Origin of the sequence: Alistipes sp. CAG:29, assembly GCF_000435435.1 — a bacterium.
In the GTDB taxonomy this organism is placed as follows: Bacteria; Bacteroidota; Bacteroidia; order Bacteroidales; family Rikenellaceae; genus Alistipes; species Alistipes onderdonkii.
Genome location: NZ_FR893406.1, coordinates 56,838 through 82,261, shown reverse-complemented (window position 1 = coordinate 82,261; position 25,424 = coordinate 56,838). Strand labels below are relative to the sequence as shown.

21 protein-coding genes, 1 pseudogene and 1 riboswitch are annotated in these 25,424 nt (G+C 59.7%); of the genes and pseudogenes, 13 read left to right on the top strand and 9 right to left on the bottom strand.

Annotation, left to right across the window (positions count from 1 at the left end; translation table 11 throughout):
- The coding region (locus tag QVP03_RS01685; RefSeq protein WP_288210593.1) for a carboxypeptidase-like regulatory domain-containing protein at positions 1–321 on the bottom strand (321 nt) is incomplete at its 3' end.
- Between the two features lie 440 nt (positions 322–761).
- Between QVP03_RS01685 and QVP03_RS01680 the strand changes: the two genes are divergently transcribed.
- The 6 genes from QVP03_RS01680 to QVP03_RS01655 all read left to right on the top strand — a co-directional run bounded on the left by QVP03_RS01680 (position 762) and on the right by QVP03_RS01655 (position 8,546).
- Entirely contained in the window at positions 762–1,451 is a 690-nt protein-coding gene (locus QVP03_RS01680) for an ABC transporter ATP-binding protein (protein WP_022331936.1), read from the top strand.
- A complete protein-coding gene (locus QVP03_RS01675; protein ID WP_022331935.1) occupies positions 1,448–2,704 on the top strand; it encodes an ABC transporter permease in 1,257 nt (418 codons plus the stop codon). The genes QVP03_RS01680 and QVP03_RS01675 overlap by 4 nt, the downstream gene beginning before the upstream one ends.
- 5 nt (positions 2,705–2,709) lie before the next feature.
- A complete protein-coding gene (locus QVP03_RS01670; RefSeq protein WP_018694758.1) occupies positions 2,710–3,969 on the top strand; it encodes an ABC transporter permease in 1,260 nt (419 codons plus the stop codon).
- 25 nt (positions 3,970–3,994) lie between these two features.
- Positions 3,995–5,104, top strand: a complete 1,110-nt coding sequence (locus QVP03_RS01665; protein WP_018694757.1) for an efflux RND transporter periplasmic adaptor subunit — start codon at positions 3,995–3,997, stop codon at positions 5,102–5,104.
- A gap of 6 nt (positions 5,105–5,110) precedes the next feature.
- A complete protein-coding gene (locus QVP03_RS01660) occupies positions 5,111–6,499 on the top strand; it encodes a TolC family protein (RefSeq protein WP_022331934.1) in 1,389 nt (462 codons plus the stop codon).
- Between the two features lie 385 nt (positions 6,500–6,884).
- Complete coding sequence (locus QVP03_RS01655; protein ID WP_022331933.1) at positions 6,885–8,546, top strand: putative transporter; 1,662 nt, start codon at positions 6,885–6,887, stop codon at positions 8,544–8,546.
- On the opposite strand, the gene QVP03_RS01650 is transcribed toward QVP03_RS01655, so the two are convergent.
- From QVP03_RS01650 to QVP03_RS01620, 7 genes are all read right to left on the bottom strand, one after another.
- The gene (locus tag QVP03_RS01650; RefSeq protein WP_022331932.1) at positions 8,515–9,840 is read right to left on the bottom strand and encodes a mechanosensitive ion channel family protein; all 1,326 of its coding nucleotides are present in this window, start codon (positions 9,838–9,840) and stop codon (positions 8,515–8,517) included. The two genes, QVP03_RS01655 and QVP03_RS01650, sit on opposite strands and share 32 nt — an antisense overlap.
- Before the next feature lie 240 nt (positions 9,841–10,080).
- Positions 10,081–10,584, bottom strand: a complete 504-nt coding sequence (locus QVP03_RS01645; RefSeq protein WP_022331931.1) for an NUDIX hydrolase — start codon at positions 10,582–10,584, stop codon at positions 10,081–10,083.
- Positions 10,571–11,728 carry an MFS transporter AraJ gene (gene araJ / locus QVP03_RS01640; RefSeq protein WP_256166018.1) on the bottom strand — a complete coding sequence of 386 codons (1,158 nt, stop codon included), beginning with the start codon at positions 11,726–11,728 and terminating at the stop codon, positions 10,571–10,573. Before araJ ends, QVP03_RS01645 begins: the two co-directional genes overlap by 14 nt.
- A 137-nt stretch (positions 11,729–11,865) precedes the next feature.
- Positions 11,866–14,370, bottom strand: coding sequence for an OstA-like protein (locus QVP03_RS01635; RefSeq protein WP_022331929.1), 2,505 nt, complete (start codon positions 14,368–14,370; stop codon positions 11,866–11,868).
- Between the two features lie 3 nt (positions 14,371–14,373).
- The gene (locus tag QVP03_RS01630; RefSeq protein WP_237957344.1) at positions 14,374–15,786 is read right to left on the bottom strand and encodes a peptidylprolyl isomerase; all 1,413 of its coding nucleotides are present in this window, start codon (positions 15,784–15,786) and stop codon (positions 14,374–14,376) included.
- Entirely contained in the window at positions 15,786–16,676 is an 891-nt protein-coding gene (locus tag QVP03_RS01625) for a hypothetical protein (RefSeq protein WP_022331927.1), read from the bottom strand. The genes QVP03_RS01630 and QVP03_RS01625 overlap by 1 nt, the downstream gene beginning before the upstream one ends.
- A 59-nt stretch (positions 16,677–16,735) precedes the next feature.
- Positions 16,736–17,665, bottom strand: a complete 930-nt coding sequence (locus QVP03_RS01620) for a CPBP family intramembrane glutamic endopeptidase (RefSeq protein ID WP_256166017.1) — start codon at positions 17,663–17,665, stop codon at positions 16,736–16,738.
- Positions 17,666–17,847: 182 nt separating this feature from the next.
- Between QVP03_RS01620 and QVP03_RS01615 the strand changes: the two genes are divergently transcribed.
- From QVP03_RS01615 to mnmE, 5 genes are read left to right on the top strand one after another with little or no spacing between them, the layout of a single operon-like run.
- Positions 17,848–18,618 (top strand): ParA family protein, encoded by a 771-nt coding sequence (locus QVP03_RS01615; RefSeq protein ID WP_022331925.1) that lies wholly within the window; start codon positions 17,848–17,850, stop codon positions 18,616–18,618.
- Positions 18,619–18,627: 9 nt separating this feature from the next.
- Positions 18,628–19,503, top strand: coding sequence for a ParB/RepB/Spo0J family partition protein (locus QVP03_RS01610; protein ID WP_022331924.1), 876 nt, complete (start codon positions 18,628–18,630; stop codon positions 19,501–19,503).
- Between the two features lies 1 nt (position 19,504).
- On the top strand, positions 19,505–20,665 hold the full coding sequence (locus tag QVP03_RS01605) for a DUF5683 domain-containing protein (RefSeq protein WP_022331923.1): 1,161 nt from the start codon (positions 19,505–19,507) through the stop codon (positions 20,663–20,665).
- A gap of 3 nt (positions 20,666–20,668) precedes the next feature.
- A complete protein-coding gene (locus QVP03_RS01600; RefSeq protein ID WP_022331922.1) occupies positions 20,669–22,042 on the top strand; it encodes a lytic transglycosylase domain-containing protein in 1,374 nt (457 codons plus the stop codon).
- 1 nt (position 22,043) lies between these two features.
- On the top strand, positions 22,044–23,399 hold the full coding sequence (mnmE, locus tag QVP03_RS01595; protein ID WP_022331921.1) for a tRNA uridine-5-carboxymethylaminomethyl(34) synthesis GTPase MnmE: 1,356 nt from the start codon (positions 22,044–22,046) through the stop codon (positions 23,397–23,399).
- A gap of 240 nt (positions 23,400–23,639) precedes the next feature.
- On the opposite strand, the gene QVP03_RS01590 is transcribed toward mnmE, so the two are convergent.
- The gene (locus QVP03_RS01590; protein WP_018694742.1) at positions 23,640–24,005 is read right to left on the bottom strand and encodes a hypothetical protein; all 366 of its coding nucleotides are present in this window, start codon (positions 24,003–24,005) and stop codon (positions 23,640–23,642) included.
- A gap of 256 nt (positions 24,006–24,261) precedes the next feature.
- Positions 24,262–24,455, bottom strand: a riboswitch (cobalamin riboswitch).
- A gap of 86 nt (positions 24,456–24,541) precedes the next feature.
- Between QVP03_RS01590 and QVP03_RS01585 the strand changes: the two genes are divergently transcribed.
- Together QVP03_RS01585 and QVP03_RS01580 are read left to right on the top strand one after the other, a co-directional pair.
- Positions 24,542–25,114 (top strand): DUF2284 domain-containing protein, encoded by a 573-nt coding sequence (locus QVP03_RS01585; RefSeq protein ID WP_022331920.1) that lies wholly within the window; start codon positions 24,542–24,544, stop codon positions 25,112–25,114.
- A pseudogene (locus QVP03_RS01580) lies at positions 25,102–25,424 on the top strand (ATP-binding protein); the annotation flags it as partial. The gene QVP03_RS01585 and the pseudogene QVP03_RS01580, both read left to right, overlap by 13 nt.

Sequence of the window (25,424 nt, the reverse complement as noted above, 5' to 3'; positions counted from 1 at the left end):
GCTCTCCAGTTTCAGGTTATCCTCGGGGGCATAAAGCCTGACCGGCCCCATCCCCGTACGCACGTCGACCTCGGCTTCGGTGGTAACGAACCCCAGGCAGGAAACGACAAAACGCGTTTCCCCGGCCGGGACTCCCTTCACCGTGAAGTTTCCGTCGGCATCGGCCACGGCCCACAATCCGGACTGCGGCAATTCGACGACTGCTTGTCCGATCGGCTTGCCGGTATCCTTTACAAGCACCCGTCCCGTAACGTCGAGACGCTGCGCCGACACGACAGCCGGGACAATCGTGCATAAAAACAGTAGTAAAAGTTTCCTCATATGCTTGACCTAACGCAACAAATATAACGAAAAAGCATTACCCATAAACCGTTTATGTTATTTTTTTAACATATAACGTAATTTTTGCCTGCAAAAATAGCGATTCGGGCCTCAGGCGGCAATCGCCATTTATGGGGATTTTCACCGGCCACCCTACCGGGATATGCGCATAAAACGGGGTTTTCCCACCTTTATATTATATAGGTCGGAAAGATTAATATATGATTTTTAGTACTCTGTATTGCATAGTATGTATTTTTTGCTTACATTTGCCGATATTATAACCACATTTATTGGTGTTTGGTAATTTTTTATTGATTTTCGATAAAAATAAATTGTTTTTCAAGATTATATTATTACCTTTGTCCCAAGCGCCTCACACACCGCTTACAGATTGTAACCCTCAACATCGCAAACCGCTTTATAACGGCAGACTGAATATGATAAAGCTGGAAAACATCAACAAGACCTATAATAATGGGTCACCCCTGCACGTGCTCAAAGGCATCGACCTCGATGTAGAAAAGGGCGAACTGGTCTCGATCATGGGCGCCTCGGGTTCGGGAAAATCCACCCTGCTGAACATCCTCGGGATTCTCGACGACTACGACAGCGGCAGTTACTACCTGGCCGGACGGCTGATCAAGAACCTCAGCGAAACGCAGGCCGCCGCTGCGCGCAACAACATGATCGGCTATATTTTCCAGTCCTTCAACCTGATCAATTACAAGAACGCCGTCGAAAACGTCGCCCTGCCGCTCTACTACCAGGGCGTCTCGCGCCGCAAACGCAACGCCCTGGCACTCGAATACCTCGACATGCTGGGGCTCAGGGAGTGGGCCGACCACATGCCCAACGAAATGTCCGGCGGCCAGAAACAGCGCGTGGCCATCGCCCGGGCGCTTATCAACAAGCCCCAGATCATCCTTGCCGACGAACCCACGGGCGCACTGGACAGCGCCACCTCGCAGGAAGTGATGAACCTGCTGCGCAGCGTGAACGTTGATATGGGCATGACCATCATCTGCGTCACGCACGAACAGTCGATCGCCGACCAGACGGACAAGATCATCCGTCTTACGGACGGCGTCATCAGCAGTATCACCGAAACCGGACTCGGAAAGCGATGAGGGAACTGCTGCTGGAGATCTGGACATCGGTGCGCCGCAACAAGCTGCGCACGTTCCTCACGGGCTTCTCGGTCGCGTGGGGCATTTTCATGCTCGTCATCCTGCTGGGCTCGGGCAACGGGCTCAAGAACGGCGTAACCTCCAATTTCGGCAACTACGCCACCAACTCGATCGACCTCTACGGCGGCCGTACTTCGAAGCCCTACATGGGCTACCAGAAGGGGCGCCGCATCCGGCTGTGGAACAGCGACCTCGAAATCCTCGCCCGGGAATTCCCCGAGGTAGACGAAGTGGCTGCCAACTCGTGGTTCGACAACCATACGGCAACCTACGGGAACGAATACACCAAGGTCTGGCTGCGCGGCTCGCTGCCCAAGATCGAACAGATCGAGGGCGTGGAGATCGTAAAGGGGCGCTTCGTCAACGACGCCGACATCCGCGAATACCGCAAGTCGCTGGTCATCGACCAGGCCATGCAGTCCCTGCTATTCAAGGGCGCCGATCCGCTGGGGGCAAGGATCAAGCTCGACAGCACGGTATTCACCGTGGTCGGCGTCTACAAGGGCGACGCCCAGCGCAGCAGTTCGTCGTGTTACATCCCGCTGACCACCGGGCAGCTGCTCTACAACGCCAACAGCCCCGAAGTGAACAATGCCATCATCACCATCAAGGGCGTCCACACCACCGAGGCGATGAAGGAGTTCGAAAAGCGCGTCATCCGGCGCCTTTCCGCCGAACACCACTTCGCCCCCGACGACGAAAGCGCCATCTGGCTCGACAATACGATGGAAACCTACAAGAATTTCATGATGGTTTTCGCAGGCATCAACATCTTCGTCTGGATCATCGGCCTGGGGACGCTGCTGGCCGGCATCGTCGGCGTAAGCAACATCATGCTCGTGACGGTCACGGAGCGCACCTCCGAATTCGGCATACGCAAGGCGCTGGGCGCCAAGCCCGTGTCGATCATCAGGCTGATCCTTACCGAGTCGGTGATGATAACCGCCGTATTCGGTTACCTGGGTATGGTATTCGGCGTGGCGATGATGGAAGGGGTCAACTACATGCTCAACCAGACGCCGCCGACGGGCGGCGGCCATGCGCCGTCGATCTTCCTCAACCCGACGCTCGACCTGGGCGTTGCGGTCAGCGCGACGGTCGTGCTGGTCATCGCCGGCCTGATCGCAGGCTACGTCCCAGCCTACCGGGCCGCACAACTCAAGACAATCGACGCCCTGCGTTATAACAAGTAGAAGCCATGGGATTTTTCGATACAGACCGCTGGAACGAGATATGGCAGACGATCTCCCGCAACCGCAAGCGCAGCATCATGACGGCACTGGGCGTCTTCTGGGGCATCTTCATGCTTACCGTACTGCTGGGTGCCGGCATGGGGCTGGGACGTCTGTTCCGGGCACAGCTGGGCGACATGTCGACCAACACGCTGCTCATACAGCCTTCGCAGACCTCTCTCCCCTACAAGGGCATGCCCAAGAACCGCTGGTGGCGCATGAACAACGACGACGTGGAAAACGTCCGGGGGCTCAAGGAGGTGCAGTACGCCTCGGGCGTCTACTGGGGCGGGGAGATCCATTGCAGCTACAACGAACGCAAGGGCGACTATTCGCTGATGGGCTACATGCCCGACTACCAGCAGATCAACCCACAGAAGATCATCTACGGCCGCTTCATCAACGACGTCGACATGGCGCAGAAGCGCAAGGTCTGCGTCATCGGCACCCAGATACAGAAAGACCTGTTTCCGGGAATGGAAGACCCGACCGGCAAGGTCATCAAAGTCAACAACAGCTATTTCACCATTATCGGCGTCATGCGGCGCCAGAGCACGGCCATGTCGTTCAGCAACGTCGAACGCACGGTCGTAGCCCCGATCTCGCTCGCGCAGCAGATGTACGGCGGGGGCAACTCGATCCACATGCTGGCCATCGCCGGCCGGGAGGACACCCCGAGCAAAGAGGTCGAAACCGCCTGCAAGTCGGTGATCTTCGCCAAGCACCTGATCTCGCCGGACGACGAGAAAGCCGCCTGGTGCATGGCCACGGCCGAAATGTTCGACAAGGTGATGAGCCTCTTCTGGGGCATCGGGTTCCTGACATGGATCGTGGGCCTGGGGACACTGCTGGCCGGCATCGTCGGCGTGAGCAACATCATGCTGGTGCTGGTCAAGGAGCGCACGCAGGAGATCGGCATCCGCCGCGCCCTGGGCGCACCGCCTACGGCCATCATCTCGCAGATACTCTCCGAAAGTTTCATCCTCACCTTCATCGCCGGGGTGGTCGGCCTCACGGCCGCGGTGGGCGTACTGTCGGTGGCCGACTCGATCTATTATCAGGCGGTGACCGTGGCCCAGGAGGGGGCCGAAATCTCGTGGCAGATCTCGTTCGGGACAGGCATGCTGGCGCTTTTCATCCTCGTCGCGGGCAGCCTGCTGGCGGGCGTCATCCCCGCCTACCGGGCCCTGAGCATCAAGGCTGTGGATGCAATACGTGAAGAATAACAATCAAATTCAATAGATTACGGCTATGAAAAAATTTCTGAAAATCTTTCTGGGTGTGCTCTTTGCGGCGCTGTTGCTCGGAACGTTCGTGTTCCTGTGGCAGAAGACCCGTCCGGTAAAGGTAGTCTACACGATCGTACAACCCAAACTCGACACGCTCAAACAATTCGTGGTCGCCACCGGCAAGGTCGAACCCCGCGACGAGGTGCTGATCAAGCCCCAGATTTCGGGTATCGTTTCCGACGTCTACAAGGAGGCCGGCCAGATGGTGCGCAAGGGCGAGGTGATCGCCACGGTGAAGGTCGTCCCGGAGATGGGACAGCTTTCGAGCGCCGAATCGCGCGTCTCGGTAGCCGAAATATCGCTGGCGCAGACCCGCCGCGAATTCGGCCGCACGGAAACACTGCACGACAAGGGCGTCGTCTCGGACGAGGAGTTCGAGCAGGGGCGCACCGACCTCCAGAAAGCCGAGGAGGAACTGCTGAACGCCAAGGAGAACCTGGAGATCGTCAAGAACGGCATCACCAGCCGCTATAAGGAGCTCAGCAACACGCAGATCCGATCGACGATCGACGGTATGATCCTCGACGTGCCGATCAAGGTCGGAAACTCGGTGATCCAGGCCAACACGTTCAACGACGGTACGACCATCGCCTCCGTAGCCGACATGTCGAACATGCTCTTCCGGGGCAACGTCGACGAAACGGACGTCGGCAAACTGCACGAGGGCATGCCCGTGAAGCTGACGATCGGCGCCCTGCAGAACGTCGAGCTGGACGCTACCCTGGAATACGTTTCGCCCAAGGCGACCGAGGATAACGGCGTCATCATGTTCGAAGTGAAGGCCGCCGTGAAGATTCCCGCCGACGTCTTCGTGCGCGCCGGGTACAGCGCCAACGCCAGCATCGTGATCGAAAGCCGCGAAGGCGTGCTGACGCTTCCCGAGAGCACCGTCGAATTCGAGGGCGAAAAAACGTATGTCTACCTGCTCACGAGCGCCGAGGACGCCGCAGAGCAGACCTTCGACAAACGCGAAGTCAAGATCGGCCTTTCGGACGGCATCAACATCGAGCTTACCGAGGGCGTGACCGCCGACGACAAAGTCCGCGGCGCGAAGGAAGACAAGAAGAAATAACCCCAAATGCACCGCAGCATGAAAACCAGCACCCTATTCGCCGCACTCTGCACAGCTGCCGCCGCACTCTGCGCAATGCCCGCGGGGGCCCAGCCCGCACCGGCTGCACCTCAAGCCGCCGCAGCACCGGCACCCGGCACGCCCTGGTCGCTCGACGACTGCATCGGGTATGCCCTGGCCAACAACATCGACGTGCAGCAACGCGCCCTGCAGGTCGAACAGAACGAGGTGGAACTCTCGACGGCCAAATACAGCCGCCTGCCCGACCTGAACGCCTCGATCGGAGGCGACGCATCGTTCGGCCGCGTACTCTCGAGCGACAATACTTATAAGGACAACAACCAGACCTCGGGATCGCTCAACATCTCGACCAGCATCCCCGTATTCCAGGGCATGCGCATCAACCGCCAGGTCAAAGGCGGCAAGCTCGACCTCGCCGCAGCCATGCAGGATCTGGAACGTGCCCGCGAAGATTTGTCGATCAACGTCATGACACTCTACCTGGAGGTACTTTACAACAAGGAACTCGCCGACGTGGCCGAACGCCAGCTCGCCCTGAGCACCCTGCAGGCCACGCAGAGCCGCGAACTGGTCGCCGCCGGCAAACAGCCGGAATCGGCCCGGTACGAAAGCGAGGCGCTTCAGGCCAAAGACCAGCTGAGCCTGACCCAGGCCCGCAACGACCTGCAACTGGCACTGCTCAACCTGAGCCAGGCCCTCAACCGCGAGAGCGCCGCAGGGTTCGACGTCGTGGTTCCGGAGCTCGACAGCGTGACGCTCGCCTCGCTGCACCGGCTCGGCACGGCAGACGAGGTCTACAACTATGCAGCGGAAAACCGTCCCCATATCAAGGCGGAACGGCTGCGACTCGAAAGTTCGGAGAATTCAGTCCTCATTGCCAAATCGGCACTCTATCCCTCCATCTCGCTTTCAGGCGGCTACGGCACGGGGGTGTACAGCGCCGACAGCGATAAGTTCTGGGCCCAGATGCGCCACAACAGCCGCGAATACGTCGGGCTGTCGATGAACATCCCGATCTTCAACCGCCGCGCCACGCGCAACAATATCCGCTCGGCACAGCTTTCGGCCCGCAGCCAGCGGCTCGCACTGACCGAAGCCGAGCTGGCGCTGCGCAAGGAGATCGAACAGGCGTGGTACAACGCCGACGCGGCGTACAGCAAATACCGTTCGGCCGGCGTGGCCCTCGCCTCGGCGAAGGTGGCATTCGCCTACGAGCAGCGGAAGGCGGAATCGGGACGTTCGACCATTTTCGATTTCAACGATGCCAAAACCCGCATGGAAAAAGCCGAGTCGGAACTCGTGCAGGCGAAATACGAATTCGTATTCCGTTCGAAAATACTGGATTTTTACCGCGGAAGACCGCTGAAACTGTGATCCGGAGAGGTGAACACATCGTACACAATAAACAAATCAGGGCGGCCGTTATCGACCGCCCTGATGCTGTCCGGAATAACCAATCCCTAAAGTTTTCCGGCAGCGGCCGGGTAAGATTTTCAGACTCCCACCCGGCACAGAAGCCCTTTTGCGTCACTAATTACCCCCTCCATCCCCTGTGTGAAGTAGGGTAGTGCAAAGATATGTAAATTATCCTGAACTGCATACCTCGGGGCCTGTTTTGTCATAACATGGGGCTGAAATGATTTACCTTGCCGGCCGAAAATGTTGCACACAGGCACAATGAGCCCACAAAAGGTTCTGCAAAAAAGCGGCTATCTGAAAAATTTGCCCTACTTTTGCAGCAAATTCTCAAACGGAAAGGATGGAATGGCTTAAAAGTTTATTCGTCGAACACTCGGCTCTGCAGGCCGTCGTGGTTATTTCGCTCATTTCGACGATCGGGATCGCACTGGGCAGGATCCGCATCTTCGGCATCTCGCTGGGCGTGGCATTCATCTTTTTCGCCGGTATCCTGGCCGGGCATTTCGGGCTGTCGATCGACCCGGCGATGCTGAACTATGCCGAGAGCTTCGGGCTCATCATCTTCGTATACGCCCTCGGCCTGCAGGTCGGCCCCGGTTTCTTCAACTCGCTGCGCGCCGACGGGCTGCGCCTGATGTCGCCGGCTCTGGCCGTAGTATTGCTCGGCACGGGGCTGGCCGTGGCAATGAGCTATACGCTGCATGTCTCGATGCCCGACATGTCGGGCATCCTGTGCGGCGCCACGACCAACACCCCGGCACTCGGTGCCGCGCAGCAGGCGCTGCAACAGATGGGTGTCGACTCCAGCGGCGCCGCCCTGAGCTGCGCCGTGACTTATCCGCTGGGTGTAGTGGGCGTCATCCTGGCCATCGTCTTCATCCGCAAACTCTTCGTCCGCCCCGCCGACATGCCGGAGCCGGACGCCGAACACCGGAAAAACGTCTTCATCGCCAGCTACCACCTGACCAACCCGGCCGTCTTCGGCAAAAGCGTCCACGAGATCGCTGCGCAGAGCCACCACCACTTCGTCATTTCGCGGGTCTGGCGCGAAGGGCAGGTTTCGATTCCCACCTCCGACAAGACGTTGCAGAAGGACGACGTCATCCTCGTGATCACCACCCCGGGCGAGGCCGACGCACTGCGCCTGATCTTCGGGGAGCAGGAACAGAAGGACTGGAATACGGAGAACATCGACTGGAACGCCGTCGACAGCCAGCTCACCTCGCAGCGCATCCTCGTGACGCGCCCCGAAATCAACGGCAAGAAACTCTCCTCGCTGCGCCTGCGCAACAATTACGGCATCAACATCAGCCGCGTCTACCGCTCGGGCGTACAACTGCTGGCCACCCCCGACCTGCGTTTGCAGATGGGCGACCGCCTGACGGTCGTGGGCGAAGCCGCCGCGATCAAGCATGTGGAAAAGATTCTCGGCAATGCCGTGAAGAACCTCGAAGAGCCCAACCTCGTGGCAGTCTTCGTCGGCCTGATCCTCGGGCTCACGCTCGGGAGCATCCCCGTAAGCATCCCGGGCATCAGCCTGCCCGTAAAGCTCGGCCTGGCAGGCGGCCCGATCATCGTCGGCATCCTGATCGGCACGTTCGGCCCGCGCCTGCACATGATTACCTACACCACATACAGCGCCAACCTGATGCTCCGGGCACTGGGCCTGTCGATGTACCTCGCATGCCTGGGGCTCGAGGCAGGCACGCACTTCTTCGAGACGGTCATGCGCCCCGAAGGGGCACTATGGCTGTTGCTGGGATTCCTGCTGACGTTCGTCCCCGTCGTACTGCTGGGCATCTTCGCCCTGCGCATCCTGCGCATCGACTTCGGGTCGGTCGCCGGCATGTTGTGCGGCAGCATGGCCAACCCGATGGCACTGAACTATGCCAACGACACGATCGAGGGAGACAACCCGTCGGTATCGTACGCCACGGTCTACCCTCTCTGCATGTTCCTGCGGGTAATTATCATTCAGGTGATGCTGATGATTTTTCTGTAACATCCGGTTTGGCCGGCACGTCCGGCTCCGGCCTCTGATAGCGCAGCGCCTCGATATCGCTTCCCGACGGATTCTGGAACACCCGCAGGTCGAACTCGGGGATGACGGCCAGCACATGGTCGAAGACATCCGACTGGATGCGCTCGTAATCCACCCACACCACCGTATCCGTAAAGAAATAGAGTTCCATCGGCAATCCCGTCTCCGTCGGTTGCAGCTGGCGCACCATCAGGGTCATCCCCTTGTTGACAGGCACCTCATCGCGCAGGTATCGTTCCAGATAGGCACGGAACACCCCGAGGTTGGTCTGGTGCAGGCCGTTGATCTTGCGTTCACCGGGGCGGATGCCATGCACGGCATTGTATTCCTCAACCCGCTGCTCGGTCTGGTCGATATATTCGCGGATGATGTCTATGTTGCGGTACCGGGCCAGCATGTCCGGCGTACAGAATTTCACGCTCGTCATGTCCAGATTCACCGAACGCTTCACGCGGCGGCCGCCCGACGCCTGCATCCCGCGCCAGTTCTGGAACGAATCGCTCACCAGCAGGTAGGGCGGCAGCGTAACGATCGTATTGTCCCAGTTCTGCACTTTGACGGTCGTGAGCGACACCTCGATCACCGAACCGTCCGCACCGTATTTGGGTACGGTGATCCAGTCCCCGACCTTGAGCATGTCGTTCGCCGAAAGCTGGATGCCCGAGACGAAGCCGAGGATGCTGTCGCGGAAGACCAGCATGATGACGGCCGCCGAAGCGCCCAGTCCGGTGAGCAGAATGGCGGGCGACTTGCCGATCAGGATCGAGACGATGAGGATACCGCAGATCAGCGCTGCGATTCCCTGCCCGGTCTGGCGCAATCCGTTGATCGGTTTGTTCTGCCACGCAGGACGCGCCGAGACGATATTGAAGGCCGCATAAAGCAGGGCGTTGATAAAACGGAAGACCGTGACGACGATGTACACCTGTATCAGTCGTGTGACGATCGTCCTGGCTTCCGACTGTTCATCGAAAACTACGGGGAGGACGATGACCAGCACGATGGCGCTGACGATATTACACAGCCGGCTCAACACGGCGGAACTGAACAGTTCGTCATCCCACGTGGCTTTGGTGCGCATCACGATGCGCCTAATCCCGCGCACGAGCACCTTACGGCACAGGAAATCGAGAAGCACGACGGACAGCACCACCAGGGCGAAAGCCACCCAACGATCCCAGCCGTTATTCAATGCGGAAGTGAGTCCGAGCCATGCGAGCAGGGCGTCGGCCCAACGTGTAAGGAGAGACTGCATACGGTATTTCTATCAAATTTCAGACCTAACGGCCTTTGTAATCATCAGCGGCGGAAACCCCGGCGACAGGATAACGACTGCGGAAGGCAAAAATCCGGCACCAGCCATCACCATAGGACATGCGTTTGGGGAACGGCACCAATCCCTGCGCCTCGCACCGGTCAGTGCTGGACAATGCCCTGCGGCATACAGGACAGTCGCTTCATTGTCGGTTTCCAGGTTACAAGATACGAAAAAAAACTATACCCCGAGTACCAGTTCCACCTCGCCCTCGAAATTGGGCGTGAAGACGCCTTTGCCGAGATTTTCAAAGATTTCGTCCCGGCTCCAGAAACGCCCGCCGTCGAGCTCGTCACTCGGGACGACCTCCCCATCGTACACCGTGCGGTGGACATAGATCAATTCGCGCTCGCGCTCCGAGCGGAACACGTACACCGCCACGCGTTCGGGCACGAACCCGGTCACGCCGAGTTCTTCGCGCACCTCGCGCCGCAATGCGTCGTCCACCGTTTCGCCGTAGTCGACATGCCCACCCACGGCCGTATCCCAGCGCCCGGGCTGGATATCCTTCCACACGGGACGCCGTTGCAGGTATAACTCGCCCCGCGAATTGAACAGGTGCAGGTGTACCACGGGATGCAGCAACATTCCGCCGCCGTGGCATTGGGCACGCGTCGCCGCCCCCATCACGTTCCCGGCTTCGTCGACCACCGGAAACAGCTCCGCACCGTTATCGCTTCGCATGGCGGGGATATTTACGGATATAAACCACGGCCGTCAGCAGCCCCAACAGGGTGAAACCCGCACCGGGCAACGCCGTATATTCGTAGCCCAGCCCGTGGGCGATCGGCAGGCCCCCGCAATAGGCACCCAGTGCATTGCCCAGGTTGAAAGCCACCTGCACGAGGGCTGCGCCGAGCATCTCGCCGCCACGCGAATTCTCCAGGATCAGCAACTGCTGGGGCGACGAGACACAGAACAGACAAGCCGTACAGAGCGTCATCAGCATGACGGAAAGGTAGTGGACATGTGCCCCGAAGAAAATCCCGAGCAGCGTCAGGGTGGCCGCGGCCAGCGTAAAACGCACGACCTTCTCGGGCGTAAAACGGTCGGAGAGATGCCCGCCGAGGATATTGCCCGCGAACATGCCGAAACCGGCCAGCATGATAATCAGCGTAAGGTTCTCCTCCGTAAAACCCGAGGTATGGATCATCAGCGGGCTGACATAGCTGTACCAGCAGAAGATCCCGCCGTTGCCGAGCATCACCGATGCCAGCACGAGCCAGGGCGCAAGGCTGCGCAGGAACCGGAACTGCCCTTTCAGCCCCGTATCGGGCAGCGGCTCCATGCGGGGCACCCACATCCTTACGAGCGTCAGCGCCACCACGCCCCATACGGCGACGATCGCAAAGGTCGTGCGCCAAGACAGCACATTGCTGATATAAGTGCCCAGCGGCACGCCGAACAGGTTGGCGACGGTCATCCCGACGATCATGATCGAAACGGCCTCCGTGCGCTTCCCGGCATCTGCCACCCGCTCTGCGACGATCGACCCGACACCGAAAAAGGCACCGTGCGGCAGGCCGGACACGAAACGCATCGCCATCAGCATCCAGTAGTTCGGCGCCAGCGACGCGCACAGGTTCCCGACGGCGATCAGAGCCGTGAGCGCCAGCAGTATCTGTTTCAGCGGGCGCGTCCGGGCTACCAGCACCGTAAGCGGCGCCCCGAAGCAAACGCCCAGGGCATAGGCCGAAATAAGGTGTCCGGCCTCGGGGATGGAAACCCCGAGGCTGCGGGCAATATCGGGCAGGATGCCCATCATCACGAACTCCGACATCCCCAGGGCAAGCGTCCCGAATGCCAGTGCAATCAGACTTTTTTTCATGTGTAAAACCAACTGACGAATAACCGGCTGCAAAAATAACACAAAAGGCGAAAAGTTTTTCGCTTTTCGCCTTTTGTTACGGTTTCCGTATGGTTGCATAGACCGTCCGAATTACCGGCGGAGAGTTGCGGTGCCGGTCATTCAGCCTGCGGCGCGGGACGTTGCGGTTCGCGCGGCTGCCCGACCTCGTATCCCAGTTCGCGCATCCACTCGACGGTGAGCGGGTCGACCTGGTCGTTGCGATCCGCCCAGCGGCGTTGTTCGATCAGGCGTTTCTTATGCTCCTCGATGCGCATCATGATCGGGAAATCTGGATGACGCAGCCGCGTACGTTCCTTCCGCTGCGAAGGTCGGATCCTGCGGTCGAACACATCGGCCTGCACGGGCCGCCGCGCCCCCTCCCATTTAAAGCCTTTCAGGTAGAGATCCTGCGTGGGCGGGATATCGTCCATCGGATAGAAGTTGTAGACCGGTTCGGTTCGGTAGGTGATCTGCACCACCTGCTTGTCCTCGATATAGAATGAACAGTCGCCGCTCTCGATAACGCCCATCATCGTGATCTCGGGCGGCTCGCCGTCCTGCATGTAATAGATGGTCTGGGCATTACCGTTGACGTCGTTGCGGTATATCTGGTTGTTGTAGAAATAGGCGGTCATAGTCTTGCCCGCCACCTGGTTGTAGTGTGTCGTATCGAGCTGGCTGGCCATCATCGGGCTGCCGATGAATTCGGCACGTTTGATCTGCTGCCGCTCGGTGAAAATATCCATCACGTCCGAAGTGATCTGGTTGCTCTGGTTCCACAACACGGGGTCGATATAGAGGTGGATCGTCGAGTCGGTGCTGATCGCCACGATCGAGTCGCACACGGTCTGGAAATCCGACCTGAAGATCCTCACGTCGCGGTACCCCTTCATCAGGCGGTAGATGCTGTCGCGCGGCAGGGCGAGCGAGTCGACCGAATCGGCCGGAAGCGCCATCGCTGTCGTGTCGGACAACAGCGAATCTGCCAGCAGGTTGAGCAGCGAATCCTGTTCGGCCATGTTCATCTCGATCAGCGAATCCAGTTCGCGCAGGGCCGCCGAATCGACCGGGATCACCTTTCCCTTGCGGGCGGCACGCGCCTGCCGGGCTTTGAGCTTCGACGCAGCCTTCAGCCGCCGGGCGGCCAGACGCGCCTCCTCGCGCTCCTTCTGCAACAGCAGTTTGGCCGTGGTCTTCTCCTTGCGTCTGACGGCTATCGAATCGAGCTGCGCCTTCTTGATTTTGGCTGCCGCGGCCTTCTTTTCGGCCTTGGCCTTGCGCGCCGCTTCCTTGAGCAGGGCCTTGCGCTGGGCAACGGTCAGCGTATCGGCAGCCCTGTCCAACGAGTCGGGCAGGCTGCCCGGCACGGAGAGCGAATCGGCCATGCGCAACGAATCCGCCCGCGGCGAACCATGCGTCCGCGAATCGGAGCCGGAACCTGCGGCGAGCGAATCCGCCCCGCCGGTCGACGCGAGCGAATCGGCTGCGTCGCCGGGATGCAGTCCGGGCTCGGTACGTCCCTCCTCGGGGCCGGCCGTCGCGGCCAATCCATCGGGATGCTGCCCCAGCGAATCGGGCCGTTGCAGGGAATCGGCCCCCATACGCGCAAGCGAATCGGCCGCGGCCTTCTCCTCTGCCCGGCGCCGGGCATTCTCATTGACCGTAAAGAGGAACATCGAGTCGGCACGCATGAAGAGCGAATCGCCCTGTGTAAGGTCGTAGCTCACCACCGAGGGTCGCCGCGTGAGGAATATATCGCCCGGTTCCTTCCAATACTCGCCGTAATCGCCGAAGGCGAGTACTTTGTGCTCCGTATCGTCAATCTGGATGTCCCGCCACAGCACCACGTGGTCTTTGGCGCGGAAATAGTCGATGCTGTCGCTCCACATCTCCTGTTTCTCGGTCAGCACATAACCGTTGCGCGTAACCCGGTAAAGCGTATCGGCCTTGTCGTACGCGCCCCGGTCGGCATAGAGGTAGTCGCCGTCCTTGTTCCAGATGTTGGTATTCTCGAAGAAAAAAGCGTTGTCGGTGGCCATGTTGTAGACCACCGAGTCGCCCTTGAGTTCGTATTCGTCGTTACGCATCTCGACGCGGTCTACGCAAACGAGATCCTTGGTGTTGGCATAATAGTAGCCGCGCACCGATTCGAGCCGGTTGTCCCGGTTTATCAGCACGCCACCGTCGGCGAACTGGCCGATATTCTCCTTCGTGTTGAAGACAAACCGGTAGGTATAGAGCGTGGCATCGCCGTCGACGACCTTGACGATGTCGGAATAGACCCGTGCCTCGTTCAGCTCGCCGTTGTATTCGGCGCGGTCGCCGTAAATATAGGTCGTATTCTTGTTGATGAGGACATTGCCGAAGAACTCGATCCGCATGTCCGAATAACGCACGGCACTGTCGCACGTAATGACAGCGCCGTTATGCTGCGCGGCGAAATTGCCGACCAGGAAGATCACCGAGTCGCCGGGGGCTATGGGGCCCATGTTGTCCGACTTCAGGTCGATGAGTTTCTTCTCGGGCTCGGGCTCCTGGCCGGGTGCCTGCATCCCGCTGCGGGCGAAAATCACACTGCCCGCAGCCAGCACGACGGCAGCTATGGTAAAGAGCCTGCGCACGGTTTATTTCACCCAGCTTTTATTCTCGAACTCCCCGTCGCGGAATTCGGGGGCGATGTAAACGTACATGGCGTCGATCTTCTTGGTCAGCCACTCCTTGAACACCCGCTCCTGCTTGGCATTGAGCGCCATCTCCTCCAAGCGGAGATAGTCTTCGTTGAGCGACGCGACATGCGTGGGAATGATCTCCACCAGTTTGACGATCTTGGCCAGCTGGTTGCCCATGATGTCCTCGGTCAGGAATGCCGGCGAGATCTCGCCCGGTTTGAGGCGGATCAGGGCGTTGTAGTCGTCCAGAGCACCGAAGTGCGCGAAATCCTCACGCAGGAACTTCGTCACGGTGAGCTTGGCCTCGAAGGCATTGAAACGCTCCAGGATGTCGTGGTTCGAGACGATACCGCCGTTCATCTTCGACGTGGCGTCGTCGGAGAACTGGAGGGCGGCCTTGTCGAACGAGAGGGAATCCTTGCGTATCTGGTTGGCGATGCTGTCCAGGAACACGACCCCTTCGTTGAGCTCGTCCATCGTATAGACCGGGCGCAGCAGGATATGGCGGAAATGGTAGAGGCTGCCGCGCTTGTCGAGCAACTGGATGATATGCTGTCCGTAGCGGGTCTCGACGACCTCCGATATCTGCCCCGGCTTCATGTTCTCGAGGGCGTCGGCGAACGGCGCTTCCAGTCCGTTGAGCTCGGTGGGATCCATCTCGCCGCCGCGCATCATCGTCCCGGGATCCTGCGAATACATGCGTGCCAGGTTCTCGAATTTCGCCTTGCCGGTAATGATCCGTTCGCGCATGTCGAGCAGGCGCTCGCGCGTGCGCTGCTTGGCCTCGGTGATCGACTTGGGGAAACGGGTGATCTGGGCGTAGACATACTGTTCGGCCACGGTCGGCAGGCTGTCCTTGTCGATCGACTTGTAGAAACGCTCGACCTCGCCGGGAATGACCGACACCTTGCTCACGACCTCGCTCTGCATGGAAGAGGCATAAGACTGCTCCTCATAGCGCTGGCGCATGTTCTCGCGAATGCTGAAAATGGCCATGTGGTGCTTGGCCTCGAGTTTGGGGATCGACCCCTCGGTTTCGATCATATTCTGAATCTGCTGTTCCACATGCGTGGCGATGTCGCCCGCATTGATCTTCACCGAGTCGATCTGCGCCTGGTTGAAGAGCAGTTTCTGGGTCATCAGTGCCTCGAGCGCCTCGTTCATCGGGTCACGGTCGGAGGTATATCCTTCGGCACGGCGCTGGGCCGTGAGCTGCCGGGCATACTCCGCCACTTCGGAATGGAGGATGGACGAAGACCCTACGACGGCGACCACCTTGTCGAGCATCACCTGCTGTTTCTGCGCGAACGCCCCGGCCCCGGCAACGAGCAGGGCGAAAGCCGCCCCCAGCATACCTTTTTTCAACATTATTCTTTTTCTTTATCGTTTGTATTCTCGTTTTCGAAAATCTTTATGCTCCCGCCTTCGCACGCCCGGTTATAAAGTTCCTCCTCGTGGCTGCGGATGATCTCGCTCTGGCGCTGGTTGAAGAGGATGCGGCGGATCGTCCCCCGCAGCCGTTCGAGCGGGATGGGCTCCCCTTCGCGGCGCACGGCGTCGATCTGGAAATAGTAGTGCGAATGGCTGTCGCGCATCTCCTGCACGGCCGTCGATGCGAGCACCGGGTCGTAGTTCTGCGACCGGAGCGTAGGCAGGTAACTCAGAAATTCCGGGAAATCCACCCACTGGTCGCTGAAATCGGTGACCGTAAAGTCGTTCTTCGCACATATGTCCCGGAAATCCTGCTGCCGGGCTTCGCTCTTCGTCCCCATCAGCTCCCGCAATTTGCGCGCCTGGCGGTACCCTTCGCCGAACTGCACGATCCGCCCTTTGACCAACGTACGGTCGAGCCGGAAATCGGCCTTGTGCGCGTTGTAATAGGCCGCGATCTCGTTCTCCGTGAAGGTCGTGTCGATGCTGCGGTCGACGTAATGCTGATCCAGCTTGCGGATCAGCAGCGCCTGCCGGTACTCCTCGACCATCTTGTCGATATCGTCCGCCGAGGCGGAAAAAAGGATCTCGGCCTCCTGCAATTTGAGTTGTTTGCGCACCCAGCGGTCGACATAGACCTTCATGAAGGCCGCGCTGTCCTCGCCCGTAACCCCTTTCGGGACTACCGACTCGACATCGCGCATCTTCAGTTCGCTGCCGCCCGCCCGCGCCAGCGTGGTATCGCTGGCAAAATAGCCGGGCAGTTCCTGGCAACCGGCCAGGAATAACGTAGCCGCCACGACCGCTATTTTCGTTCGCAAAGTCATAATCCGGAGGACAAAGATACTGTTTTTACTCGTAACTAACGCAGCCTCCGCCCAGATTATTACGCCGCGCCGCGATTTTTCTCCTCGGCCTTCAGACGGCGCAGCGACACGAGCATCATGTAACCCGAAACGGCGAAGACGGCCAGCGCCGCGATATACAACAGCACGTAGAGCGTCCGGCTACCGACCATGTCGATGAGCATGGAATTACCGTGTCCGGCAATCAGCGCCAGGTAGGCTATGCCGTTGTTGATTGCATGGAGTATGATCGCAGACCAGAGCGAATCGGTGCGCAGGTAGATGAAGGCCAGCACCAGGCCCATGACAAAGGCGTTCACCACCACCGTGGGATGGACATGCACGATGCCGAAGATGGCCGACGAGAGCAGCCATGCGGCCACCACGCCGTACCGCACGCGCGTCGATTCGAGCAGTACACCGCGGAAGATCACCTCTTCGAAAAGCGGGGCCATCACCACGACCGTCACGATCGCCCACGCCCCGCGCCCGTAGACGTTCGGCACCTCGGGCATCAGGCTCAGAAACGGCTCCAGCACGACCGAGGTCGAGAGCATGAAGAACACCCCCCAGAGCAACAGCACGGGATTCAGCCCGCGCCGGGAGAAACGCGCCACGACCGTGGGGCCGTGCCTTCGCCTGCGGTAGAAGAGGAATCCCGCGAGCGTCACGGACATCGACACGAAATAGGTCACGGCATTGAAATGCCCGGCGGCGATCTGCTCCGCCGTGCTTATCGCCTCGTCGGGGCTGGCCAGCAGCTCCGGATCGGGCCATTTGCACCCCGCCAGCCATGCCACGGCAGTCCCCAGGCCCTGCGCCAGCAGGAAGATGCCGAAGAAAACCAGGTAGTCCACCACCACGGGGAATTTTCCGTTGTAGTGCCATATCTTATTATTGTCCCCCGCCTTTGCAGGCTCTTCGGCGGGCACGGGTTCCTGCACGGGAACCCCTTGTTTTTTTTCTGTCATAACAGGCTGTTGCTATCAATTCGTTCCGAGCCCAAAGATAGTGCAAGTCAAGGGCAAAAGCAAATTTATTTGCGCCGGCGGGGCCGCAGCCCATTTCCCGAAAAGATCAGCAAATTTCGGTTACGGTTATGGATTTCCATTTTAAATCATTAAATTTGCCCGATTATAAACCCGATTGAAACATGGCAAAGGTTATCGCTTTAGCGAATCAGAAAGGCGGCGTGGGCAAGACCACAACGGCCATCAACCTCGCGGCATCGCTGGCCCTGCTGGGCAAGAAGGTGCTGCTGCTCGACGCCGACCCGCAGGCCAACGCCACCTCCGGACTGGGCTTCGACATAAACCTCGAAGGCATCTACGAGTGCATCGCCGGGCTCAGGAAACCCGAGGAGGTCATCCTGCAAAGCCCCGACGTGAAGAACCTGTGGCTGCTGCCCTCGTCGATAGACCTGGTAGCAGCCGACACCGAGCTGCCCAAACTGGAGAACGCCCACCATGTGATGAAGCGCATCGTGGACGCCGTGCGCGAAAGGTTCGACTACATTTTCATCGACTGCTCCCCTTCGCTGGGTTACACCACCGTCAATATCCTCACGGCCGCCGATACGGTGCTCATCCCCGTGCAGTGCGAATACCTCGCCCTCGAAGGGCTTTCTAAACTGCTGAACACCATCCGCAAGGTCAAGAGCGGCCTCAACCCGGCGCTCGACATCGAGGGTTTCCTGCTGACGATGTACATGCGCAACCGCCTGAACAATCAGGTCGTGAACGAGGTGCGCGAACATTTCGGGCCGTTGGCTTACGACACAATAATTCAGCGCAATATCCGTTTGGGAGAAGCACCCTCGCACGGAAAGCCCGTCATGCTTTACGACGCGGGCGCCGTCGGCTCGGAGAACTATCTCACGCTGGCCCGGGAATTCCTCAAGCGCAACCGCAAACCGAGAAAATAACATACCGAAATGAAACAACCGAAGGGATTAGGGCGCGGACTGGACGCCATATTCGGCACCGACGCCGTCGACGCCAAGCTCAAGCCGATGAGCCAGATGTCCGAGATCGACATCACGGAGATCATTCCCAACCCCACGCAGCCGCGTACGCAGTTCGACGAGGAGGCGCTCGACGAACTGGCCGACTCGATCCGCCAGCTGGGGGTCATCCAGCCCATCACGGTCAAGAAATCCGGCGACGGGAAATATATCATCATCAGCGGCGAACGCCGCTGGCGTGCGGCGCAGCGCGCCGACCTGACGAGCCTCCCGGCCTATATCCGCGAGGTGGACGACGAGAACCTGCACGCCATGGCCCTCGTGGAGAATATCCAGCGCCAGGATCTCAACGCCATAGAGATCGCGCTCGGAATGCAGCGCCTGATCGACGAGTGCAACCTGACGCAGGACGCCCTCTCGGAAAAGGTGGGCAAGAAACGCTCGACCATCTCGAACTACATGCGGCTGCTCAAGCTGCCCGACGAGGTGCAGCTGGCGCTCAAGGAGGGGCTCATCTCGATGGGGCACGCCAAAGCCATCGCCGGCGCCCCCGACGGGATGCAGGTACGCGTGCTCAAACGCATCATCAAGAAAGGCCTTTCGGTACGCCAGGCCGAGGAGCTGGTACGCTCGCTCACCGAACAACCGGCCGCAGCGGCACAGAATGTGGAGGACGAGGAGTATCCCGAAAGCTATTCGCGGCTGGTGGAGCAACTCGAAAAGTTCTTCTCGCAGGACATCAGCATCAAACGCTCGAAGAACGGCGGCGGGCGCATCGTCATCGGGTTCGGCGACGACAAGGATATCGAACAGTTCATCGAACGGTTTTCGGGACGTATTAAATAATATGGTAAGTATCCGGTTCAGACACCTGCTGCCGATGCTCGCAGCGCTCATGTTGTGGCTCCCCGCCGAGGCACAGCTCCACCGCGGGGGACGCACCATCGTACGCGGCGGCATGTTTGTCAAGCCGGATTCGCTGCGCCACAAGAGCGATTCGCTGGCCAACAACGCCCTCACGCGCGAACTCGACTCGCTCCTGACACTGGACTTCACGGCCGATTCACTCGCCGTGACGGTATTGCGTACGGACGACATCCGCACCACGGACTCGCTCATGCGGCTCAGGCTGGCCGGCATCAAGACCGAACCGGATTCCATGCGGCACAAGAAAGGCTGGCTCATGAGCGACTCGATGTCGCTCTCGAAGGTCTGCTGGATCTCGACCGTCCTGCCCGGCTACGGACAGATATACAACAAACAATACTGGAAGCTGCCCATACTCTACGGTACGGTGGGTGCGGGGCTGGCGCTCTATATCAACGAAAACAGGACATACAAGCCGCTCAAGCGGGAGTATGACGCCTACACCGACAAGAACCTCACGCGTACGCCCGAACTGGACGCACTGCAGGCCAAGATGATCCGCAGCAACACCCGCCGCCAGGTCTACCTGGGACTGACCGTCGCCTCGTACATCTATTTCATCGGCGATGCGGCGGTAAACTACTCGACCAACGACGTGTCGAATGTCAAAAAGGCCACAACGCTGGCCTGCATCTTCCCCGGCGCGGGGCAGATCTACAACAAAAGCTACTGGAAAGTCCCCTTCGTGGTCGGAGGTTTCGCGGCGATGATCTACTGCATCGACTGGAACAACCGCGGCTACCAGCGTTTCAAGAAGGCGTACAGGCTGCTGAACGAGTACGAACAGAACCCCGACAAATTCCCTGACGGGCCTACCGACGAATTCCACGGCCGCTATTCGGCGGATTATATCCGCAACCTGCGCAACAACTTCCGGCGCAACCGCGACCTGTGCATCATCATCTCCGCAGGCCTGTACGTATTGCAGATCGTCGATGCCCACGTCGATGCCCACCTCAAGGACTACGACATCTCGGACGACCTGACGATGAACCTCGAACCGATGGTCGACTACACCTACGTGCCCTCGCTCGGCGGCAACCGCCCGGTATTCGGCTTCAACATGAGCATCAAATTCTAACCGATGAGAACCCTCCTGACCATACTGCTGCTACTGGCAGTCGCCGTCCCGGCCCCGGCACTCGACCGCCGCCCCCGCAAAAAAGACAAGAAGAAAAACAAGACCGAAGCCGTCGTAACACCCCCGGCCGCCCCCGTGGCCGGGCAGCAAGCCGCCCCCGAGCCGGAGGAGCCCGAACTTCCCGACCCCGCCGAGGTGCAGTACGACGACATGACGCTCGGGCTCACGGCAGAACAGGCCGATTCGCTGGTCGCCGTGTGGCGCGAACGGCAATGCGGGGATTCCTACCAGGAATTTTTCGACAACTACATCCTGGTCGACAGCACGGCCGAAAGCACGACCCCCGATTCGGTCTACATCCAGCGGCTGCGGGCGCTCGTCTCGCCCATCCAGCTGCCTTACAACAGCATCGTACGGGGTTACATCAACCGCTACACCGATTCGCGCTACGGCACGATCAGCCGCATCCTGGGCATGTCGCAGTACTATTTCCCGCTCATCGAGGACGAATTGCTCAAAGAGGGGCTCCCGGTCGAACTGCGGGCACTGCCGATCATCGAATCGGCGCTTTCCACCACGGCCGTGTCGCCGATGGGCGCCGTAGGCCTGTGGCAGTTCATGCCCTCGACGGGCAAAAGCTACGGACTGGAAATCAACTCGCTGGTCGACGAACGCCGCGACCCAGTCCGCTCGACACAGGCCGCCTGCCGCTACCTGAAAGACCTCTATGCCATCTATAACGACTGGTCGCTGGCCATCGCCGCCTACAACTGCGGCCCGGGCAACGTCAACAAGGCAATAGCCCGCTCCGGCGGCAACGGGCGCACGTTCTGGGACATCTACGACTACCTGCCCCGCGAAACGCGCGGCTACGTCCCCGCATTCATCGGCGCCTCGTACGCCTATGCCTACCACCGCCAGCACGGCATCGAACTCACCGAAGCCCCGATCCCGCTGGCCACGGATACCATCCGCATCGACCGGCTGATGCACCTCGGGCAGATCGCCTCGACGATCGACATCCCGATCGAAACCCTGCGGCAGCTCAACCCGCAATACAAACTCGACATCATCCCGGCCACGACCAAACCCTATACGCTCGTGCTGCCGCAGCGCAACATCACACAATACATCGCCAACGAGCCTGCGATCTTCGCCAAAGACTCGGCCTACCTCAAGGAGTACATCAACCCGGCGAACATCGACAAGAAACGCCAGGAACGCTCGGGTACGGTCTACGTGGTCAAGAAGGGCGATACACTGGGCGCCATCGCCCGCCGCTACCGCGTGACCACAGCGCAGCTGATGCGCTGGAACGGCATCAAAAACGCCCATAAACTCCGTCTGGGACAGCGAATCCGCATCGAAGGAAGATAACATGATCCGGGATCACGATACCATCGCAGCCCCGGCAACCGCCGCAGGAGGGGCATTAGCCGTCATCCGCATCAGCGGGGAGGAGGCGTTGCGCATCTGCGACCGTATCTTCCGCGGCAGGGAACCGCTGGCCGCAGCAGCAGGATACACGGTACACTACGGGGAGATCGTGGACGACGGTCGCGTACTGGACGACGTGCTGGTCACGGTATTCCGTGCACCCCGCTCCTACACCGGCGAGGATGCCGCCGAGATCTCCTGCCACGGATCGCAATACATCGTTTCCGAGATCCTGCGGCTGCTCACCGCCTCCGGCGCCCGCATGGCCGGGCCGGGCGAATTCACCATCCGCGCCTACCTCGCCGGCAAGTTAGACCTCTCGCAGGCCGAGGCCGTGGCCGACATCATCGCTTCATCGTCGCGCGCGGCCCATGCGCTCGCCGCGAACCAGATGCGGGGAGGTTATTCCGACGCGCTGGAAGGACTGTGCGAAAAGCTGCTGGAACTCACTGCGCTCCTCGAACTGGAACTCGACTTTTCGGAGGAAGAGGTCGAATTCGCCGACCGCGCGCAACTGCGGGAGGCGATGCAGCGGATCGGGGCGCATATCGACGCCCTGCGCAATTCGTTCACGCTCGGGAATGCCATCAAGGAGGGGGTCGCCGTAGCGATCACGGGAGCCCCGAACGTCGGCAAGAGCACCCTGCTCAACCGTCTGCTCAACGAAGAGCGCGTCCTGGTCTCGGACATCGCGGGCACGACACGCGACGTCATCGAGGAGCGGATCAACATCGACGGGGTCGTCTTCCGGTTCCTCGACACGGCGGGCATCCGCGCAACGGACGACCGGCTGGAACAGATGGGCATCCAGCGCACGATGTCGAGCATCGAACGGGCGCAGATCGTGATTTACATGACCGACGCGGCACGCCTTGCAGCAGGTGCGCCCGTTGCCCCGGAATTCCCGCTCCGTGCCGACCAGAAACTGCTGGTGCTGGTAAATAAAACGGATACGGCACCGGACTGCCCCCTGCCCGAAGGCACGATCGGCATTTCGGCCCGCAACGGCGACGGCATAGAGAGCCTGCGCCGGATATTACGCTCCTTTGTGGATACGGAAGCCCTCTACCACGGCGACGCAATCGTTTCGAACAACCGCCATTACGAAGCCCTCACGGCCGCCGGCGATGCGCTCCGCCGGGCCCTCGACGGGCTCGGCAGCGGCCTTCAGACCGACCTGCTGAGCGAAGAAATCCGCCAGGTCATCCACCATGTCGGCAGTGTCACGGGACGCAATTCGTTAGCCTCCGAAGAAGTGCTAAAGCACATATTTTCAAAGCATTGCGTGGGAAAATAAAATTCTGGCATCATGAAAATAATGCCCACAGCAGACATGCCGGGCACCGCGGCCGCACGACGCTGCACGCGGGTATAACCCCATGCGGCGCCCCGCACCGACCTCAGGACACCCATACCCGAAACGGCCCAGCACGCAGAAATTACGCAACAGTTCCGCCCGCGCACGGGAGGATATAATTCCGGATTATGCCGGCCGGGAACGGTGCACCGCAACTGCGGCGATACCTGCCCCCGGGACTTAGAAATTGATTTGGTTGCCTTCCGCGAACAGGGAATCGAGGATCACGTACAACTCCGACTCCAGTTCTTCGGGTTCGAGGTCTCCGCCCAGCGAGAAGAATTTCCCCGGGGGCGTGCAATACTGCACCGTGCTGGCCGCCTCGCAGGATTCGATACCGCAGACGATCACCGCATCGACGTCGTCCTCATGGCGCAGCATGGCATTGTAGAAAGCGAGCAACTGCCGCGGGGTGCCCATAGGCGGCACCAGCACCACGGTTCCCGAAGGCTGGAACTTATCGGGTGTACTTATCAGTTTGAGGCCGTATTTCCCGGCGATTTTCCCGGCGATTTCCGCCGATACTCCATACAGTACGATATTCATAACCATCGTTATTTACAAAAGACATGGCCGCATCCCAAAATTCATTACAGCATCGTGTTCCATATTACCATGCCTTTCCGGTTTGTCAATTCTCAAAATTTCCGCCGCACGGCTTACGGGAATACGTCCGGATCCGCCCGGCAGTCCGCATAAACCTCGCATCGAAAAACAGGACAGTAATCCCTGCAAAACGCCGATTGCATAAAATCCCAAAGCATCATACGACCGAAACCAGACGCCCAGTCCGCGGGGCTTTCCGACAACGAATCGATCTGGCAGGTCTTCTGACTGACCCCTGTCCCGAAGCCTTCCCGCCCCGCGGGGCAGTGGCTGAGATATTCGGAACGTCACGGGGCTTCACAGCAGCGGGACTGTCCGGGATTTGCACCCGATTCCCTTTTCACACCCTCCCGCGACGGGGAGCGGAGAACCAAATCTGAAGCAAATATAGCGGATTATTCCGAAAAATTGTCCGGAAATCCGGATTATTTTCACAAACCGGCACCACGGCACGGTAAAACCGCTATTTTTACCACGTGGATATTTCGCTTCCATATACGGCCCGGGATTTTTCGGCAGAACTTCCCGCTGCCGATTACATCGCCCGTTTCCGCGATGCCGAACGGATCGGGGGCTACTGCCGCGCCTGCCCCAATTACGGGCGCAGCTGGGGATGCCCCCCTTTCGGATTCAGCGTCGGGAGGTACCTTTCCGGCTACGCCACGGCACTGCTCACCGTTACGAAAATCGTTCCGCAAAAGCAGGGGCTCCCCTCGTCGGAAGCCGGACGGCTGATCCTGCCCGAACGCAGACGCCTCGAACAGCAATTACTCGGGATGGAACGGCAGTACGGCGGCCTGTCGTTCGCCTACGTCGGGACATGCCTCCACTGCCCCGAAGGCACCTGCACACGTCCCGACGGGAAGCCCTGCCGACACCCCGAACTGGTGCGCCCGTCGCTCGAAGCCTGCGGATTCGACATCGGCAAAACTACCGCCGAGCTCTTCGGCATCGACCTGAAATGGGGCACGGACGGCAAATTGCCCGAATACCTAACCCTCGTCTGCGGATTCTTCCACAACGCCGGACATGTGACATGGAACGGATAAAGGCGGTTTTCAACTGGAGCGGCGGCAAGGACTCCGCCCATGCCCTGCTGCGGGCGATGCAGTCGGGCAAATACGAAATCGTCGCATTGCTGACGACCGTAAACCGAGACACGCACCGCTCGACCATGCACGGCATCCCGACCGCCCTGCTGCAGGCACAGGCCGACAGTATCGGCATCCCCCTGCACATCGTCGACCTCACCCCGAAAGGCAATATGGAGGACTACGGCGCCGCCATGTCCCGTGCCGTGGAGCATTTCAAGGCGCAGGGCGTAACCTGCTTCATCTTCGGGGACATCTTCCTACACGA

Bases quoted from the DNA above. Each gene is read 5' to 3' on its own strand.
- QVP03_RS01680 (WP_022331936.1), top strand. From the start codon at position 762: ATGATAAAGCTGGAAAACATCAACAAGACCTATAATAATGGGTCACCC.
- QVP03_RS01675 (WP_022331935.1), top strand. From the start codon at position 1,448: ATGAGGGAACTGCTGCTGGAGATCTGGACATCGGTGCGCCGCAACAAG.
- QVP03_RS01670 (WP_018694758.1), top strand. From the start codon at position 2,710: ATGGGATTTTTCGATACAGACCGCTGGAACGAGATATGGCAGACGATC.
- QVP03_RS01665 (WP_018694757.1), top strand. From the start codon at position 3,995: ATGAAAAAATTTCTGAAAATCTTTCTGGGTGTGCTCTTTGCGGCGCTG.
- QVP03_RS01660 (WP_022331934.1), top strand. From the start codon at position 5,111: ATGCACCGCAGCATGAAAACCAGCACCCTATTCGCCGCACTCTGCACA.
- QVP03_RS01655 (WP_022331933.1), top strand. From the start codon at position 6,885: ATGGAATGGCTTAAAAGTTTATTCGTCGAACACTCGGCTCTGCAGGCC.
- QVP03_RS01650 (WP_022331932.1), bottom strand. From the start codon at position 9,840: ATGCAGTCTCTCCTTACACGTTGGGCCGACGCCCTGCTCGCATGGCTC.
- QVP03_RS01645 (WP_022331931.1), bottom strand. From the start codon at position 10,584: ATGCGAAGCGATAACGGTGCGGAGCTGTTTCCGGTGGTCGACGAAGCC.
- araJ (WP_256166018.1), bottom strand. From the start codon at position 11,728: ATGAAAAAAAGTCTGATTGCACTGGCATTCGGGACGCTTGCCCTGGGG.
- QVP03_RS01630 (WP_237957344.1), bottom strand. From the start codon at position 15,786: ATGTTGAAAAAAGGTATGCTGGGGGCGGCTTTCGCCCTGCTCGTTGCC.
- QVP03_RS01625 (WP_022331927.1), bottom strand. From the start codon at position 16,676: ATGACTTTGCGAACGAAAATAGCGGTCGTGGCGGCTACGTTATTCCTG.
- QVP03_RS01620 (WP_256166017.1), bottom strand. From the start codon at position 17,665: ATGACAGAAAAAAAACAAGGGGTTCCCGTGCAGGAACCCGTGCCCGCC.
- QVP03_RS01615 (WP_022331925.1), top strand. From the start codon at position 17,848: ATGGCAAAGGTTATCGCTTTAGCGAATCAGAAAGGCGGCGTGGGCAAG.
- QVP03_RS01610 (WP_022331924.1), top strand. From the start codon at position 18,628: ATGAAACAACCGAAGGGATTAGGGCGCGGACTGGACGCCATATTCGGC.
- QVP03_RS01605 (WP_022331923.1), top strand. From the start codon at position 19,505: ATGGTAAGTATCCGGTTCAGACACCTGCTGCCGATGCTCGCAGCGCTC.
- QVP03_RS01600 (WP_022331922.1), top strand. From the start codon at position 20,669: ATGAGAACCCTCCTGACCATACTGCTGCTACTGGCAGTCGCCGTCCCG.
- mnmE (WP_022331921.1), top strand. From the start codon at position 22,044: ATGATCCGGGATCACGATACCATCGCAGCCCCGGCAACCGCCGCAGGA.
- QVP03_RS01590 (WP_018694742.1), bottom strand. From the start codon at position 24,005: ATGAATATCGTACTGTATGGAGTATCGGCGGAAATCGCCGGGAAAATC.